Origin of the sequence: Pseudacidovorax sp., from assembly GCF_017991995.1 — a bacterium.
GTDB lineage: Bacteria > Pseudomonadota > Gammaproteobacteria > Burkholderiales > Burkholderiaceae_C > Xenophilus.
The window spans coordinates 1-16864 of sequence record NZ_JAGOPN010000006.1; the positions used below are offsets into that span (position 1 = coordinate 1).

Annotated in this window: 11 protein-coding genes and 2 pseudogenes; 12 read left to right on the forward strand and 1 reads right to left on the reverse strand. The window is 71.2% G+C overall.

The window, feature by feature from the left end; all coding sequences use genetic code 11:
- The first annotated feature begins 818 nt into the window (after positions 1–818).
- From kdpF to KBC94_RS09650, 10 genes are all read left to right on the forward strand, one after another.
- Positions 819–917, forward strand: coding sequence for a K(+)-transporting ATPase subunit F (kdpF, locus tag KBC94_RS09605; RefSeq protein ID WP_017757755.1), 99 nt, complete (start codon positions 819–821; stop codon positions 915–917).
- Positions 917–2716, forward strand: a complete 1800-nt coding sequence (gene kdpA / locus KBC94_RS09610) for a potassium-transporting ATPase subunit KdpA (protein ID WP_294369238.1) — start codon at positions 917–919, stop codon at positions 2714–2716. Before kdpF ends, kdpA begins: the two co-directional genes overlap by 1 nt.
- A gap of 10 nt (positions 2717–2726) precedes the next feature.
- Positions 2727–4898, forward strand: a complete 2172-nt coding sequence (gene kdpB, locus KBC94_RS09615; RefSeq protein WP_294369241.1) for a potassium-transporting ATPase subunit KdpB — start codon at positions 2727–2729, stop codon at positions 4896–4898.
- A gap of 19 nt (positions 4899–4917) precedes the next feature.
- Positions 4918–5502, forward strand: coding sequence for a potassium-transporting ATPase subunit KdpC (gene kdpC / locus KBC94_RS09620; RefSeq protein ID WP_294369244.1), 585 nt, complete (start codon positions 4918–4920; stop codon positions 5500–5502).
- A gap of 15 nt (positions 5503–5517) precedes the next feature.
- Positions 5518–5862: a hypothetical protein gene (locus tag KBC94_RS09625; protein ID WP_294369246.1), complete on the forward strand. Its 345-nt coding sequence runs from the start codon at positions 5518–5520 to the stop codon at positions 5860–5862.
- A 166-nt stretch (positions 5863–6028) separates the two neighbouring features.
- Complete coding sequence (locus tag KBC94_RS09630) at positions 6029–6880, forward strand: TorF family putative porin (protein WP_294369250.1); 852 nt, start codon at positions 6029–6031, stop codon at positions 6878–6880.
- 33 nt (positions 6881–6913) lie between these two features.
- Positions 6914–9682, forward strand: coding sequence for a DUF4118 domain-containing protein (locus KBC94_RS09635; protein WP_294369252.1), 2769 nt, complete (start codon positions 6914–6916; stop codon positions 9680–9682).
- 11 nt (positions 9683–9693) lie between these two features.
- Positions 9694–10431 (forward strand): two-component system response regulator KdpE, encoded by a 738-nt coding sequence (gene kdpE / locus KBC94_RS09640; RefSeq protein WP_294369255.1) that lies wholly within the window; start codon positions 9694–9696, stop codon positions 10429–10431.
- Between the two features lie 177 nt (positions 10432–10608).
- Positions 10609–12018 (forward strand): Na+/H+ antiporter NhaA, encoded by a 1410-nt coding sequence (nhaA, locus tag KBC94_RS09645; RefSeq protein WP_294369260.1) that lies wholly within the window; start codon positions 10609–10611, stop codon positions 12016–12018.
- Entirely contained in the window at positions 12015–12632 is a 618-nt protein-coding gene (locus KBC94_RS09650; RefSeq protein ID WP_294369263.1) for a DNA-3-methyladenine glycosylase I, read from the forward strand. Before nhaA ends, KBC94_RS09650 begins: the two co-directional genes overlap by 4 nt.
- 75 nt (positions 12633–12707) lie before the next feature.
- Here KBC94_RS09650 and KBC94_RS09655 read toward each other — a convergent pair whose 3' ends face one another.
- Positions 12708–14057, reverse strand: coding sequence for a sigma 54-interacting transcriptional regulator (locus KBC94_RS09655; protein ID WP_294369266.1), 1350 nt, complete (start codon positions 14055–14057; stop codon positions 12708–12710).
- 205 nt (positions 14058–14262) lie between these two features.
- Here KBC94_RS09655 and KBC94_RS09660 point away from each other — a divergent pair.
- Positions 14263–15159: pseudogene (locus tag KBC94_RS09660) on the forward strand (MBL fold metallo-hydrolase).
- A gap of 37 nt (positions 15160–15196) precedes the next feature.
- Positions 15197–16863 (forward strand): annotated as a pseudogene (locus tag KBC94_RS09665) (TIGR01244 family sulfur transferase).
- Position 16864 lies beyond the last annotated feature (1 nt).

Sequence of the window (16864 nt, forward strand, 5' to 3'; positions counted from 1 at the left end):
ACTCAGGGTGTCGGTCGGTAGGGTCTGAAGCTACCGCCGATGCCTGTCGATGTCCCTACATCCCGGCTCCTCGCCCTTTCTTACGGTTTGGTTGATGGAAACCAAACCATACAAGCCTGTCGAAGCCCCGCGCGGGCGCTGCGTCGCACCGGTCAGGGCGGGTCGGACGTTGGCGCCGCGCGCCGTCATGCCCTTCGACAAGCTCAGGGCGAACGGACTCGGAGGCCGCCGGCGGCAAATCCGGCCGTTCGGGACCACCGTCGAGGCGGGGGATGGCGGTGTGCGTGCGGAGGTGCCATTCGCGGCGCCGTGCAGTGCCCAAAGCACGTCGGTGGAGAGCGAGCACCCGTGTGGTGAGGCAAGCCGGTCAGCGCGAGCGTGCACCGGGAGCGCGCATGCCGACGTCCTCCGCCGGGTTAGCGGTACACCGCTGGTGCGCCCCGACATAGCGCGCCGCACCGAGCTGCTCTGCCCTCGGCTCGGCTCGGCTCGGCTCGGCTCGGCTCGGCTCGGCATCACCATATCCATGGCCATAACCATCGCCATACCGATGCCACCGGCCGATCGCTGAGGCAGACCCCGCAGCGCCCCCGATCGCATACCCCCGCGTCTCGATCTTTACGCCGTTTTGATACGGCACCGGCCAGTCTCTACACCGTCTTGAGGCGCCCCTTCAGACACTGCCAGCCATCGTCTTTTCGATGACTGGAGTGAGAAATGGACATCGTCTGGCTCGTCGCCATCGCCGCCCTGTGGGCCGGCATGGTGGCGCTGGTGTATGCGCTGGCCGCCATGGAGCGGCCGAACGGGAGCCGGCCATGATGTCGCTCGCCGCCCTCTACGGACTGGCCGGCACGCTGGCCGCCCTGCTGCTGGCCTACCTGGTCTATGCACTGATCCGGGCGGAGGACTTCTGATGACCGCCTCCGCCTGGACCCTCCTGGCCGTCTTCCTCGGCCTGCTGCTGCTCCTCGCCTGGCCGCTGGGCCGCTGGCTCGCCGCGCTCTGCGAAGGCCGCATGCCGCGCTGGATCGCACGCGTCGAAGCCCCGCTCTACCGCCTGGCCGGCGTCGAGCCCAATGCCTCGATGGGTTGGATGAGCTACGCCCTCGCCCTGCTCGCCTTCAATGCCCTGGGCGCCCTGGTCGTCTACGGCCTGCAACGCCTGCAGGCCCTGCTGCCGCTCAACCCGGCCGGTCTGCCGGCCGTCTCGGGCGACTCGGCCTTCAACACCGCACTCAGCTTCGCCACCAACACCAACTGGCAGGGCTACGCCGGCGAGAGCACCATGAGCTACCTCACGCAGATGCTGGCGCTGACGGTGCAGAACTTCCTCTCGGCGGCGACCGGCATCGCCGTGGCCTTCGCGCTGATCCGCGGCTTCGCGGCCCGCGGCGAGGCGGGCCGCCGCAGCGCCCGCTTCGGCGCCATCGGCAATGCCTGGGCCGATCTCACGCGGCTCACGCTGTGGCTGCTGCTGCCGATCGCCTTCGTACTGGCACTCGTCTTCGTCAGCCAGGGCACGATCCAGAACTTCGACGGCTACAAGACCGTCACGACGATCGAGGCGACCGTCTACCAAGACCCGCAGAACGGCCCCGACGGCCAGCCGCTGAAGGACGCCGCCGGCAATCCCGTCACCAAGGAAGCCACCACGCAGTCGCAGACCCTGCCCATGGGCCCCGTCGCCTCGCAGGAGGCCATCAAGATGCTGGGCACCAATGGCGGCGGCTACTTCAACGCCAACTCGGCCCATCCCTTCGAGAACCCGACGGCGCTGACCAACCTGCTGCAGATGCTGGCCATCTTCGCCATCCCGGCAGCGCTGTGCCTGGCCTTCGGCCAGGTGGTGGGCGACCGGCGCCAGGGTTGGGCGATCCTGGGTGCGATGACGGCGATCTTCGTCGTCGGCGTGATCGTCGCCACGGGCGCCGAGCAGGCCGGCAACCCACTGCTGGCCGCCCTGGGCGTGGACCCGTCGGCCGGCAACTGGGAGGGCAAGGACCTGCGCTTCGGCATCGCCGCCTCGGCCCTGTTCGCCGTGGTCACGACGGCGGCCTCATGCGGCGCGGTGATCGCCATGCACGACTCGCTCACACCGCTGGGCGGGCTGGTCACGCTGGTCATGATGCAACTGGGCGAGGTGGTGTTCGGCGGCGTGGGCTCGGGCCTGTACGGCATGCTGGTGTTCGCCATCCTGGCGGTGTTCATCGCCGGCCTCATGATCGGCCGCACGCCGGAGTACCTCGGCAAGAAGATCGAGGTCTACGAGATGAAGCTGATCGCCATCGCCATCCTGGTGACGCCCATCCTGGTGCTGCTGGGCACGGCCGTGGCGGTGAGCGTGGAGGCTGGCCGCGCCGGCATCGCCAACCCGGGGGCGCATGGCTTCTCGGAGATCCTGTACGCCTTCACCTCGGCCGCCAACAACAACGGCAGCGCCTTCGCCGGCCTCTCGGCCAACACGCCCTTCTACAACACGATGCTGGGCGTGGCCACCTGGCTGGGCCGCTTCGCCGTGATGGTGCCGGTGCTGGCCATTGCCGGCGCCCTGGCCGCCAAGCAGCGCCTGCCGGTGACGGCCGGCACGCTGCCCACCCATGGACCGCTGTTCGTGGTGCTGCTGATCGGCACGGTGCTGCTCGTCGGCCTGCTCAACTATGTGCCGGCGCTGGCCCTGGGCCCCATCGTCGAGCAACTGATGCTCTGGAAGTAAGGAGCGCCCCATGAACAACAACACGCTTTCCCTGTTCGACGGCGCGCTGGTGCGCCCCGCGCTCGTCGCGTCCTTCACCAAGATGAGCCCGCGCGTGCAGTGGCGCAACCCGGTGATGTTCGTCGTCTACGTCGGCAGCATCCTGACCACGCTCTTGTGGGTGCACAGCCTCAACTTTCCCGGCGACACCGGCATGCGGCCCGGCTTCATCCTCGCGGTCTCGCTGTGGCTGTGGTTCACCGTGCTCTTCGCCAACTTTGCCGAGGCGCTGGCCGAAGGCCGCAGCAAGGCGCAGGCCGCCTCGCTGCGTAGCCTGCGCAAGGACAGCTGGGCGAAGAAGCTCGAAGGCGCGCCACGCGAGATGGCGCGGCTGGCCGAGCAGCTGGCCCGCGTGCGTGCCGAGGGCACGGCGCCCGAGCCCGCCACGGCCAATTCCACCAGCGCCATCTGGCGACCCGAGCGCGCCACCAACCTGCGCAAGGGTGACGTGGTGCTGGTCGAGGTCGGCGACATGATTCCGCTGGACGGCGAGGTCATCGAAGGCGTGGCCTCGGTGGACGAATCGGCCATCACCGGCGAATCGGCGCCGGTGGTGCGCGAGTCCGGCGGCGACTTCTCCTCCGTCACCGGCGGCACCCGCGTGCTGTCGGACTGGCTGGTGGTGCGCATCGGCGTCAACCCGGGCGAGTCCTTCCTGGACCGCATGATCGGCATGGTGGAAGGCGCCAAGCGCGCCCGCACGCCCAACGAGATCGCGCTGACCATCCTGCTGGTGGCGCTGACGCTGGTCTTCCTGATGGTGACGGTGACGCTGCTGCCCTATTCGCTCTTCAGCGTGCAGGCGGCGGGCACCGGCACGGTGGTGTCCATCACCGCGCTGGTGGCGCTGCTGGTGTGCCTGATCCCGACCACCATCGGCGGCCTGCTGTCGGCCGTGGGCGTGGCCGGCATGAGCCGCATGATGCAGGCCAACGTGATCGCCACCTCGGGCCGCGCCGTCGAGGCCGCGGGCGACGTGGACGTGCTGCTGCTGGACAAGACCGGCACCATCACCCACGGCAACCGCCAGGCCTCGGCCTTCCTGCCGGCGCCGGGCGTGAACAAGGCGCGCCTGGCCCATGCGGCGCAACTGGCCTCGCTGGCCGACGAGACGCCCGAGGGCCGCAGCATCGTCGAGCTGGCCCGCCGCGAGGGCGTGGACGTCGCGCCCGTCGACGGCGCCGTCTTCGTGCCCTTCACCGCCCAGACGCGCATGAGCGGCGCCGACCTGCCCGCCGCCGCGCTGGACCTGGCGGGCGACCCCGTGCCGCTGCGCAAGGGCGCGGTGGAGGCCGTGCGCCGCCATGTCGAGACCCTGCGCGGCACCATGCCGCCCGAGCTGCTGCGTGCCGCCGACGAGGTGGCCCGCCGCGGCAGCACGCCGCTGGCGGTGGCCGAGGGCGCCCGCGTGCTGGGCATCGTGGAGCTCAAGGACATCGTCAAGACCGGCATCCGCGAGCGCTTCGCGCAGCTGCGGCGCATGGGCATCCGCACGGTGATGATCACGGGCGACAACAAGCTCACCGCCGCCGCCATCGCCGCAGAGGCGGGCGTGGACGACTTCCTGGCCGAGGCCACACCCGAGGACAAGCTCAAGCTGATCCGCCAGTACCAGTCCGATGGCCGGCTGGTGGCCATGACGGGCGACGGCACCAACGACGCGCCCGCCCTGGCCCAGGCCGACGTGGCGGTGGCCATGGGCAGCGGCACGCAGGCCGCCAAGGAGGCCGGCAACATGGTCGACCTGGACTCCAACCCCACCAAGCTGCTGGAGGTGGTGGAGACCGGCAAGGCCCTCTTGATGACGCGCGGCGCGCTCACCACCTTCAGCATCGCCAACGACGTGGCGAAGTACTTCGCCATCATCCCGGCCATCTTCGTGAGCACCTATCCGCAGCTGGCGGCGCTCAACGTGATGCGGCTGGAAAGCCCCTCCTCGGCCATCCTGAGCGCGGTGATCTTCAACGCGCTGATCATCGTCTTCCTCATCCCGCTGGCGCTCAAGGGCGTGCGATACCGGCCCATCGGCGCCGCCGCGCTGCTGCGCCGCAACCTGGCCATCTACGGCCTGGGCGGCCTGCTGGTGCCCTTCGTCGGCATCAAGCTCATCGACCTGCTGCTGGCCGCGGTCGGCCTGGTCTGAACCCGTGGAGATCTTCACCATGACGAAGCAAAACCTCGTGCGGCCCTGCCTGGTGCTGTTCACCGCCCTGAGCGTGATCACCGGCGTGGTCTATCCCCTGGCCGTGACCGGCGTGGCCGGCGCGCTGTTCCCGAAGCAGGCCGCCGGCAGCCTGGTGGAGCAAAACGGCAAGGCCGTGGGCTCGGCCCTCATCGGCCAGAACTTCAGCGACCCCGGCCATTTCTGGGGCCGGCCCTCGGCCACCGCGCCGCAGCCCTACAACGGCAGCGGCTCCTCGGGCTCCAACCAGGGGCCGCTCAACCCGGCGCTGACCGATGCCGTGAAGGCCCGCGTCGAGGCCCTGCGCGCCGCCGACCCGGGCAACACGGCGCCGGTGCCGGCCGACCTGGCGACGGCCTCGGCCAGCGGGCTCGATCCGCACATCAGCCCCGAGGCGGCGCGCTACCAAGCGGCACGGGTGGCGCGGGTGCGCGGCCTGAGCGCCATCCAGGTCCAGCAACTGATCGACGCGCAGGTGCAGCGGCCCGCGCTGCCCTTCCTGGGCGAGCCGACCGTCAATGTGCTGGCGCTCAACCTGGCGCTGGACGCGTTGGCCAAGCGCTGAGCGACGAGGCCATCCATGGGCTACGCCGCCTACCGTGAACATCCGGGCCGCCTGCTGCCCGTGCACCAGACGCGCTTCCAGGTCCTGGACGTGACGGTGCCCTGCACGGCCGCCTGCGGCATCCGCCGCGCCCTCGCCACCTGCCCCGACGCGGGCGTGCTGCGCTGCGAGCCGCTGCTGCATGAGCCGCCGACCGCGCGCCACGACGTGCTGCGCGTGCGGCTTGCCATCCGCCTGCCGGCGCTGCGCTACGCGCAGGTGCTGCACCTGCTGCTGGACACCTGCCCGACCGGCGAGATCGGCCGCCTGATCGGCTGGCGGGAACACCTCGACCGCTGCCGCCCGCGCCATGCTGGCTGACCTGCTGGCCGCCGGGCTGGCCTTCGCGGCCGTGCTGCTGCCGGCCGGGGTGGCTTGGTTGATCGTGCGCGGCTGCGAGCGCCATGCGCGCCGCCGCCGGCCGCACTGACACGGCCCACCGTTTCCGCCCTCCGTTTTTTCCTTTGCATCGACGATGCCTTCCCTCATGTCTTTTCGCGCTTCTTCCTTCTGCTTTCTCGGTACAGGCCTGATCGCCTTCGCCGCCCATGCCCAGTCCGAGACGCCGACGCCCGCCGCCGCACAGGCGCCCTCGCTCATCACTGCGAACATCTCGCTGACCACCAACTACAAGTTCCGTGGCCAGGACCAGGACGCGCTGGGCAACAACGGCTTCTACAAGACCAGCGCCGTCAAGCCCGCCGTCCAGGGCGGCTTCGACTACGCCCACGAGAGCGGCTTCTACGTCGGCAACTGGAACTCGAGCGTGAACTGGCTGGCGGGCAACTCCATCGAGAGCGACATCTACGGCGGCTACAAGTTCAAGGCCGGCCCCTTCGACCTCGACTTCGGTGTCCTGACCTACATCTATCCCGGCAACCGCACCGGCAACACCACCGAGCTGTACGGCGCCGCCACCTGGAGTGACGAGGCCATCGGCGCCTTCACCGTCAAGTATTCCAGCACCGTCTCCAAGGACTACTTCGGCTTCGCCAGCAACCGCACCACCGGCTGGAAGGGCCGCGGCACCGGCTACCTGAACATCGCGTACAGCAAGGAAATCTTCCCGAAGGTGACGCTGAAGGCCGCCGTCGGCTACACCGCCCTGTCCAGCGACATCCGTCGCAACACGCCCTACAAGAGCTACGTGGACTACAACGTGGGCGCCACCTACGACTTCGGCGGCGGCCTGAGCCTGACCGGCGCCATCGTCGGCGCCAACAAGAAGGACGCCTACCAAGCCACCACCGGCCAGCTCGTGCTGCCCGCCGGCACCTTCACGACCAGCGAGTCGCCCAACAAGGCACGCTTCATCGCCACGCTGACCAAGACCTTCTAAGGTCGGCCAGCCCGCTGCTAACCTGCCGACCCGATGACCGAGCGCGAACGCCCCGACCCCGACGCCCTGCTGGCCCAGATGCAGGCCGAGGATGGGCGCGCCCGCCGGGGCCGGCTGCGCATCTACTTCGGCGCCAACGCCGGCGTGGGCAAGACCTGGTCCATGCTCAGCGCCGCCCAGCGCGAGCGCGCCGCGGGCCGCGATGTGGTGGTCGGCGTGGTCGAGACCCACGGCCGCGCCGAGACCGCCGCGCTGCTCCACGGCCTGGAGCAGTTGCCACTGCGCCAGACGCCGCACCGCGGCCATGTGCTGCGCGAGTTCGACCTGGACGCCGCCCTGGCGCGTCGCCCGCAGTTGCTGCTGGTGGACGAGCTGGCCCACAGCAACGCCCCCGGCTCGCGCCACGGCAAGCGCTGGCAGGACGTGCAGGAGCTGCTGGAGGCCGGCATCGAGGTCTGGACCGCCCTGAATGTGCAGCACCTGGAAAGCCTCAACGGCACGGTGGGCGCCATCACCGGCATCCGCGTGCACGAGACCGTGCCCGACGGCGTGCTGGACGAGGCCGACGAGGTGGTGCTGGTCGATGCCACACCCGACGAGCTGCTGGCCCGCCTGGCCGCCGGCAAGGTCTATGTGCCGCATCAGGCGCGGCAGGCGCAACAGAACTTCTTCCGCAAGGGCAACCTGATCGCGCTGCGCGAGATCGCCCTGCGCCGCACGGCCGAGCATGTGGAGGACGACGTGCGCGGCTGGCGGGTGGAGCAGTCCGGCGCCCGCGCCGACGGCCAGACGCCACCGGCCTGGAACACTTCGGGCGCGCTATTGGCGGCCATCGGCCCGGGCGAAGCGGCGGCCCACACGGTGCGTGTGGCGGCGCGCATGGCCGGCCAGCTCAACGTGCGCTGGCATGCAGCCTACGTGGAAACGGCGCGGCTCGCCCGCCTGCCCGCCGCCCGGCGCGACCAGGTGCTGGCCGCCCTGCACCTGGCCGAGGAGCTGGGCGCCGAGACCGCCGTGCTCACCGATGAGGACGTGGCCGGCGCGCTGGCCGCGCAGGCGCGGCGCCTCAACTGCGCCACGCTGATCCTCGGCCCTGCGGCCGGCAGCGCGGACGCGCCCGCCTGGGACCGCTGGCTGGCCCGCATCCGCCGGCCGCTGGCCGAGCGGCTGGGTCGCCGCGCGCCCGACCTGGACCTGGTCTGCGTGGGCCGCGCCGACAGCGCCCGCCGCCTGGCCCGCTCGCCCGCCGGCCTGCGCCATGCGAGCACCGAGGACGAACCCGCCCGTGCGGCGGGGCCGTGGAAAGGGCTGGCCTGCGCCGCGGCCGTCTGCGTGGGCGTGACGCTGCTGGCCACGCCCCTGTCGGGCGTACTGGAGCTGTCGAACATCGTCATGCTCTACCTGCTGGGCGTGGTGGGCGTGGCCTGGCGCTTCGGCCGCACACCGGCGGCCTTCGGTGCGCTGCTCAACGTGCTGGCCTTCGACTTCTTCTTCGTGCAGCCCACCTTCTCCTTCGCGGTGAGCGACGTGCAGTACGTGCTGACCTTCGCCGTCATGCTGGGCGTGGGCCTGCTGGTGGGCCAGCTCACGGCAGGGCTGCGCTTCCAGGCCGCCGTGTCGGCCAGCCGGGCGCTGCGCACGCAGTCGCTGTTCGAGCTGACGCGCGACCTGTCGGCCGCGCTGGAGCGAACACAGGTGGCGGACATCGGCGCCGCCGCCGTGCAGCGGCATTTCGGCGGCGAGGCGCTGGTGCTCACCGCCGACGCGCAGGACCGGCTGCAGCCGCCGGCCGCCGCGCCCGCGGGCTTCGACTTCAGCGTGGCCGACTGGGCCTGGCAGCATGGCCAGAGCGCAGGCCTGGGCACCGGCACGCTGTCGGCCCAGCCCTGGCACTACGTGGCGCTCAAGGCACCGATGCGGGTGCGCGGCGTGCTGGCCCTGCGGCCGGCCGAGCCACGCTGGCTGCTCGTGCCCGAGCAGGCCCAGCAGCTGGAGACGCTGGCCCGCCAGATCGCCATCGCCGTGGAGCGGGTGCACTACGTGGAGGTGGCACAGCAGGCGGTCGTCGACATCGAATCCGAACGCCTGCGCAACGCACTCCTGGGCGCCCTGTCGCACGACGTGCGCACGCCGCTCACGGCGCTGATCGCGCTGGCCGAATCGCTGCAGCGCCTGCCCGGCGCCGATGCCTCGCCCGCCATCGGCGAGGCCACACAGGCCATCGTGGCGCAGGCCCGGGCGCTGAGCGCCCTGGTCAACAACCTGCTGGACATGGCGCGGCTCGAAAGCGGGGCGGCCGGCGGCGCTGTGAGCCTGCGGCGCGACTGGCAGTCGGTGGAGGAAGTGGTGGGCAGTGCCATCCGCGCCACGCGCTCCGTGCTGCCCGCGGGTGCCGTTCGCACGTCCCTGCCCGCCGACTTGCCGCTGGTCGAGTTCGACGCCGTGCTGCTCGAGCGCGTGCTGGTCAACCTGCTGGAGAACGCGGCCCGCTATGGCGCGCCGCCGGTGCTGATCTCGGCCCGCGCGCTGCCGCAGACGCTGCAGCTCACGGTGCGCGACCATGGCCCGGGCCTGCCCGCATCGCTGCAGGGCCAGCCGGACCCGCTCTTCGAGAAGTTCACCCGGGGCCATGCCGAGTCGGCCACGCCCGGCGTGGGCCTGGGCCTGGCCATCTGCAAGGCCATCGTGCAGGCCCATGGCGGACAGATCCATGCGGCCGATGCGGTGCCGGACGAGGCCGGCGGCGGCGCAGAATTCACCGTCGTGCTGCCGCGGCGCGACCCACCCGCCGCGCCCGCCTGAACCCTTCCGCCATGCCTGTCGCCGCCCCGCCCGCTTCCACCCCCAGCCCCACTGCCGTCGTCATCGAGGACGAGCCGCAGATCCGCCGCTTCGTGCGCGGCGCGCTGGAGGCCGAGGGCTGGCAGGTGCACGAGGCCGGTGATCTGCGCGAGGGACTGGCCATGGCCGGCACCCGCCAGCCCGACCTGCTGGTGCTGGACCTGGGCCTGCCCGATGGCGATGGCGTCACGCTGATCCGCGACGTGCGCGGCTGGTCGGGCGTGCCGATCATCGTGCTCTCGGCCCGCAGCGACGAGGCCGACAAGATCGCCGCACTGGACGCCGGCGCCGACGACTACCTCACCAAGCCCTTCGGCACCGGCGAGCTGCTGGCGCGCGTGCGGGCCAACCTGCGCCGGCCCCGCGCGGTGGGCGAGACGCCGGCCGATCCCGTGTTCCGTTTCGGCGAGGGCGAAGGTGCGGTCGAAGTCGACCGCCTGGCGCGACAGGTGCGCCGCAACGGGCAATTGCTGCACCTCACGCCCACCGAATACCGCCTGCTGTGCACGCTGATCGCCAATGCCGGCCGCGTGCTGACCCATCGCCAGCTGCTGCGTGAGGTATGGGGCCCATCGCATGCCGAACAGAGCCACTACCTGCGCGTCTACATGGGCCATCTGCGGCAGAAGCTGGAGCTGGACCCGGCCCAACCGCGGCACCTGTTGACAGAGACCGGCGTGGGCTACCGGCTGGTGCTGCAGCCAGGCTAATGCCAATTCGGCCCGGGCGGACGTGGGACAGGCCGCACACGCGACACCGGCAGGCGCGGTCAGGAACGCAAACGCGGCCGGGCTATCATGATTGGCTGGGTGCGAGGCGCAGACGGGCGCCACGCAGGAGTCGCGAAGGTCGGGCCGCCTCGCGGATTGCTCCTGGAGATCCGTCCCATGCATCGGACCGTCGCCCCCCACGCCCTTCCGCGCGCACAGCGCATCGCCCAACGCGCCTTTGCGGCCTTCGAACGCTTTCTCCACATCGAAGCCGTCAGCGGCATCGTGCTGCTGGCTGCGGCCGCCTTCGCCCTGCTGTGGGCCAACTCGGAATGGCGGGACAGCTACGACGCGCTGTGGCACCTGCCCGTGGGCGTGGCCGTCGGTGCCTGGTCAGCGGCGCCCTCGCTGCACTTCTGGATCAACGACGGCCTGATGACGCTGTTCTTCCTGGTCGTAGGCATGGAGATCCGCCGCGAGATCCACGAAGGCGCGCTCTCCAACCTGCGGCAGGCGCTGCTGCCCATCGGCGCCGCGCTGGGCGGCGTGGCCGTTCCGGCGCTGCTGTATCTGGCGCTCAACCACGACCCGGTGCGGCAATCCGGCTGGGCCGTGCCCACGGCCACCGACATCGCTTTCGCCGTCGGCGTGCTCGCCCTGCTGGGGCGCGGCATTCCGGGCAACGTGCGCGTCTTCCTGCTGGCCCTGGCCATCATCGACGACGTGATCGCGGTGCTGATCATCGCCCTCTTCTACTCCGGCGGACTGGCGCCGGCCGGCTTCGCGGTGGCGGCCATTGGGGTGCTGATGGTGCTGGGCCTGCAGCGCATCGGTGCCGGCTCGGCCTGGGCCTATGTGCTGCCGGGCGCGGTGCTGTGGGGCGGCATCCTGATGACCGGCGCGCACCCGACCCTGGCCGGCGTGGTGCTGGGCCTGATGACGCCCGTGCGTCCCGGCCGCCTGGGCCAGCCGGCGCAGGCGCTGATCGACGAGGCGGCGGCCCGGCTGCGCAGCGCGGCCGCCGATGCGCGCCTGGGCGCCGCGCCGGCCGCGCTGCTGCATCCGCGGCGCCAGCTGCTGCAGGCCCAGCGCGAGCTCGTGCCGCCGGTCTCGCGCGTGCAGATGACGCTGCATCCCTGGGTCGCCTTCGGCGTGATGCCCATCTTCGCGCTGGCCAATGCCGGCGTGCACCTGGGCGGTGGCGGCGGCGATGCCGGCGCGGCGGTCTGGGTGATGGCGGGGGTGATGGTGGCCCTGGTGGCCGGCAAGCCGCTGGGCGTCGTCGGCGCGAGCTGGCTCATGGTGCGCAGCGGCCTGTGCCGGCTGCCGCCTGGCGTGGACTGGGGCGGCATCTGGCTGGTGGGCCTGCTGGCCGGCATCGGCTTCACCATGTCCATCTTCATCGCCATGCTGGCCTTTGCAGACCCAGACCTGCTGGCCGCCGCCAAGCTGGGCGTGCTGGGTGCCTCGGTGGTGGCGGCCGTGCTGGGGCTGGGCTGGGGCGCGGTGTATCGTCGCCGCGCAGCGCGGACGGACGCCGTGCCGCACGACCTTTCCCACCCCTCCCTGGCCGACGACCGCCCATGATGACCACCCTGCCCGGCCCTGACGGCCACGAACGCTGCCGCTGGTGCGCCGCCACGCCACAGTACGGCGCCTACCACGACGACGAATGGGGCTACCCCGTGGCCGACGACCGGCGCCTCTTCGAGAAGCTGTGCCTGGAAGGCTTCCAGTCCGGCCTGAGCTGGCTGACCATCCTGAACAAGCGCGAGAACTTCCGCGCCGCCTTCCACGGCTTCGACATCGCGCGCGTGGCCGCCTTCGGCGAGTCGGATGTCGAGCGGCTGCTGCAGGACGCGGGCATCGTGCGCCACCGCGGCAAGATCGAGGCGGCCATCCACAACGCCCGCTGCGCGCAGGAACTCATCGCCCGTGAAGGCTCGCTGGCCGCCTATGTGTGGCGGCACGAGGTGCCGGCCGATCGCGGCGATGGCGTGACGGTGCGCGCCACCTCGCCCGCCTCCATCGCCATGTCCAAGGACCTCAAGAAGCGCGGCTGGAAGTTCGTCGGCCCCACCACGGTGTACGCATTCATGCAGGCGATGGGACTGGTCAACGACCATGCGGCGGGCTGCGCCTTCCGCGAGAAGGCGGTGCAGGCGCGGGCGCGCTTCCAGCCACCCACGGGCCGCGGCTGAACGGCTGCGGCTGAGCGCCGGCCGCGACGTCGCGTCGCCCTGTCCCGCCCGCAGGCGCGTGGTTTGATGAGGCGCTCAGTCGGCGGGCGGCGCGACCCCCAGTGCCTTGAGCCGCCGATAGAGGGTGCGTTCGCTCAGGCCCAGCTGCTGCGCCAGGGCCTTGCGGCTGAGGCCGCGGTCGGCGGCCAGGCGCTGCAGTTCGGCGTCGCTCGGGCCGGAGGCCCGGGGCGCGGCGGCGACTGCGCCTGTCGCCGATGCTGCACCCGCCCGGGTGGCGGCGAGGAGCGCATCCGGCAGGTGCTCCTCGCGCACCTCGCCGCCATCGGCCAGCAGCTTGGCGCGCTCGATCACGTTGCGCAGCTCGCGCACGTTGCCGGGCCAGGCGTAGCGCGCCAGCCGCGCCATGGCGGCCGCGTGGATGCGCCAGGCGTTCAGGGGCGACTCCTGCTGCAGCAGGGTCTGCACCAGCACCGGCAGGTCCTCCACCCGCTCGCGCAGCGGCGGCAGGTGGATGGGAAAGGTGCTCAGACGGAAGTACAGGTCCTTGCGGAAGCGGCCGGCCTGCATCATGGCCTCCAGCGGCAGATGGGTGGCGGCCACCAGGCGCACGTCCGCCCGCTGCATCTGCACGGCGCCCACGCGGCGGAAGGTGCCGCTTTCCAGCAGGCGCAGCAGCTTGACCTGCAGCGCGAGCGGCACGTCGCCGATCTCGTCCAGGAAGAGCGTGCCGCCCTCGGCCGTCTCGACGAGTCCGGCCTTGCGCGCATGAGCGCCCGTGAAGGCGCCCTTCTCGTAGCCAAAGAGCTCGCTCTCGAACAGCGTCTCGGTCAGGCCCGAGCAGTCCACGATGACGAATGGCCCCTGCGCGCGGTCGCTCGTCTCGTGCACGGCCCGGGCGAAGAGTTCCTTGCCCGTGCCCGATTCGCCCTGCAGCAGCACGGGCAGCCGCGAGGGCGCCACCCGCTGCACGGCCGAAAGGGCCTTGTTGAAGGCGGCCGAATGGCCGATGAGCCGCGCACGGCTGGCCTGGGGCGAGGCATGGCGCAGCGTGGTCAGCCGCTCCACATAGGCGGCGATGGTGCCGTCGGCGGCCAGGATGGGCCGCAGTTCCACATCCACATGCTCCGGGCCGCGCGGCGTGTGATGCACATGGAGCACGCGGTCGGGCGCGCGGGTGTCGCGGGCCTGCTTCATCGGGCAGTGCTCGCCCGACTGGTCGCAGGGGACGTCGTAGCCGTGCGAGACCCGGTAGCACTTCTGCCCGAGGAAGGGGCGCGCCTTGACGCCGAACTGCCGGCGATAGGCCGCGTTGCCCGCCAGGATGGTGTAGTCCGGGTCCATCACGATGGTGGGCACGGCGTCGTGCTCCAGGTAGTTGACCAGGCTGTCGATGGCGGGAGCGGCGGGCGCGGGCGACGGGGACATGGGGCATTCCTTGTGCAAGGCTGCCATTCTGGCGGTGCCAGGATGGCAGCTCAACTGCCATGACAGGCGCAGCCGCGCCATCGCGCCGTGTCACCCCGCGCAAGAAATTCTTTTATCTCCACCACTTGCGCGTTTTCCTCGGCGGGCGGCCGCGTGGCATGGATATTGGATTGATCCAGGGCAAACCATCTGCCAAGGAGACGCCATGCCATCCGCTGCCACCCTGCATATCGAGCATTTCTTCGACCCGGACACCTGGACGCTGAGCTATCTGGTGCTCGATCCCGCCACGTACCAATGTGCCCTGGTGGACAGCGTGCTCGGCTACGACCCCAAATCGGGCCGCACCTCCCACGCGCCCGCCGACCGCCTCATCGCCCGGGTTCGCGAGCTGGGCGCCACGGTGGCCTGGATCCTGGAAACGCATGTGCATGCCGACCACCTCACGGCCGCGCCCTAACTGCAGCAGCAACTGGGCGGGCGCATCGGCATCGGCAACCGCATCACGCGTGTGCAGCAGGTCTTCGGCGCACTGTTCAACGCGGGCGAAGGCTTCGCCAGCGACGGCCGGCAGTTCGACCACCTGTTCGAGGATGGCGAGGCCTTCCAGGTCGGCAAGTTGCAGGTGGAGGCCATGCACACGCCGGGCCACACGCCCGCCTGCATGACCTACGTCGTGCGTTCCGGCCCCGGCGAGGACGCCGACATCGCGGCCTTCGTGGGCGACACGCTGTTCATGCCCGACTACGGCACGGCCCGCTGCGACTTTCCGGGCGGGGATGCGCACACGCTGTTCCGCTCCATCCGCCGGGTGCTGGCCCTGCCGCCACGCACGCGGCTGTACATGTGCCACGACTACCAGCCCGGCGGCCGCCCGCTGCAGTGGGTGAGCACGGTGGCCGAGCAGCGCGCGCACAACGTCCATGTGCACGACGGCATCGACGAGGACCACTTCGTCGCCATGCGCCGGGCGCGGGACGCGACGCTGGCCATGCCGGTGCTGATCCTGCCCTCGGTGCAGGTCAACATGCGCGCCGGCCACCTGCCCGAGCCGGAGGCCGATGGCCGGCGCTACCTGAAGATCCCGGTGGATGCCCTCTGAGCACCACCGCCCGGACGCCCCCACCAGGAGACACGTCATGGACATCAGGACCCTGAACGCCGACATCGCCGTCGGCCCGCAGATCACGCCCGCCGACGTCGCCGCGCTGGCCGCCGCGGGCTACCGCGCGATCCTCTGCAACCGCCCGAACGGCGAAGGTGCCGACCAGCCCGGCTTCGCAGAGATCGCCCAGGCCGCGCAGGCTTGCGGCCTGCCGGTGCATCACCTGCCGGTCGAATCGGGCACGGTGCGCGACGAGGACGCCCAGGCCTTCGGCGTGCTGCTGGCCAGTCTGCCCAAGCCGGTGTTCGCCTACTGCCGAACGGGCACGCGCTCGGCCACGCTTTGGGCGCTGTCGCAGGCCACGAAGCTGCCGCTGCCCGAGATCCTGCAGCGCGCCCGCTCGGCCGGCTACGACCTGCAGGCCGTGGTCCGCCGCGTGGCCAACGGCGGCCAGACGCCCGGCGGTGCAATCGATGCCACGCACGACATCGTCATCGTGGGCGGCGGCGCCGCCGGCGCGGCCGTGGCGGCCAGCCTGCTTGCGCGCCGCCGCGACCTGGACATCGCCATCATCGACCCGGCCGAGGTGCACTACTACCAGCCCGGCTGGACCATGGTGGGCGCCGGCGTGTTCAAGCCCGAGGTGACGGCGCGCACCATGGCCTCGGTGCTGCCGCGCGGCGTGCGCTGGCTCAAGGGTGCCGTGGCCGCCTTCGAGTCCGAGCGCGACGCCGTCGTGCTCGACGGCTGCCGCGTCGTGCGCTACCGGCAGCTGGTGGTCTGCCCAGGGCTCAAGCTCGACTGGCAGGCCATTCCCGGCCTGCCCGAGACGCTGGGCCGCCATGGCGTGACCTCCAACTACCGCTACGACCTGGCGCCCTACACCTGGGAGCTGGTGCAGCGGCTGCGCGGCGGCAAGGCCGTCTTCACCCAGCCGCCCATGCCCATCAAGTGCGCGGGCGCGCCGCAGAAGGCGATGTACCTGTCGGCCGACCACTGGCGGCGCCAAGGCGTGCTGGACCAGGTCGACATCGATTTCTGCAATGCAGGCGCCGTGCTCTTCGGCGTGGCCGACTATGTGCCCGCGCTGATGGAATACATCGCGCCTACGGCGTGCACCTGAACTTCGGCCACCAGCTGGTGGCGGTGGACGGGCCGGCCCGGCGGGCCACCTTCATCCACACGCACACGGACGGTCGGAAGGAAGCCGTGCTGAAGGACTTCGACCTGCTGCATGTGGTGCCGCCACAGACCGCCCCCGACTTCGTGCGCGTGAGCCCGCTGGCCGATGCGGCCGGCTGGGTGGACGTGGACCCGGCCACGCTGCGCCACAAGCGCCATGCCAACGTCTTCGCGCTGGGCGACTGTGCCAACACCACCAACGCCAAGACTGCTGCCGCAACGCGCAAGCAGGCGCCGGTGGTGGCGCACAACCTGCTGGCTGCGCTGGGCCACGCCAAGGGCGAGGCGCGCTACGACGGCTACGGCTCCTGTCCGCTCACTGTGGAGCGCGGCAAGATCGTGCTGGCCGAATTCGTCTACGGCGGCAAGGTGGCGCCGACCTTTCCGAACTGGCTGATCGACGGTACGCGTCCATCGACGCTGGCCTGGTACCTGAAGGACCGGGTACTGCCGCCGATGTACTGGTCCGGCATGCTCAAGGGCCGCGAATGGCTGGCCGAGCCGGCCCTGACCGAGTGAG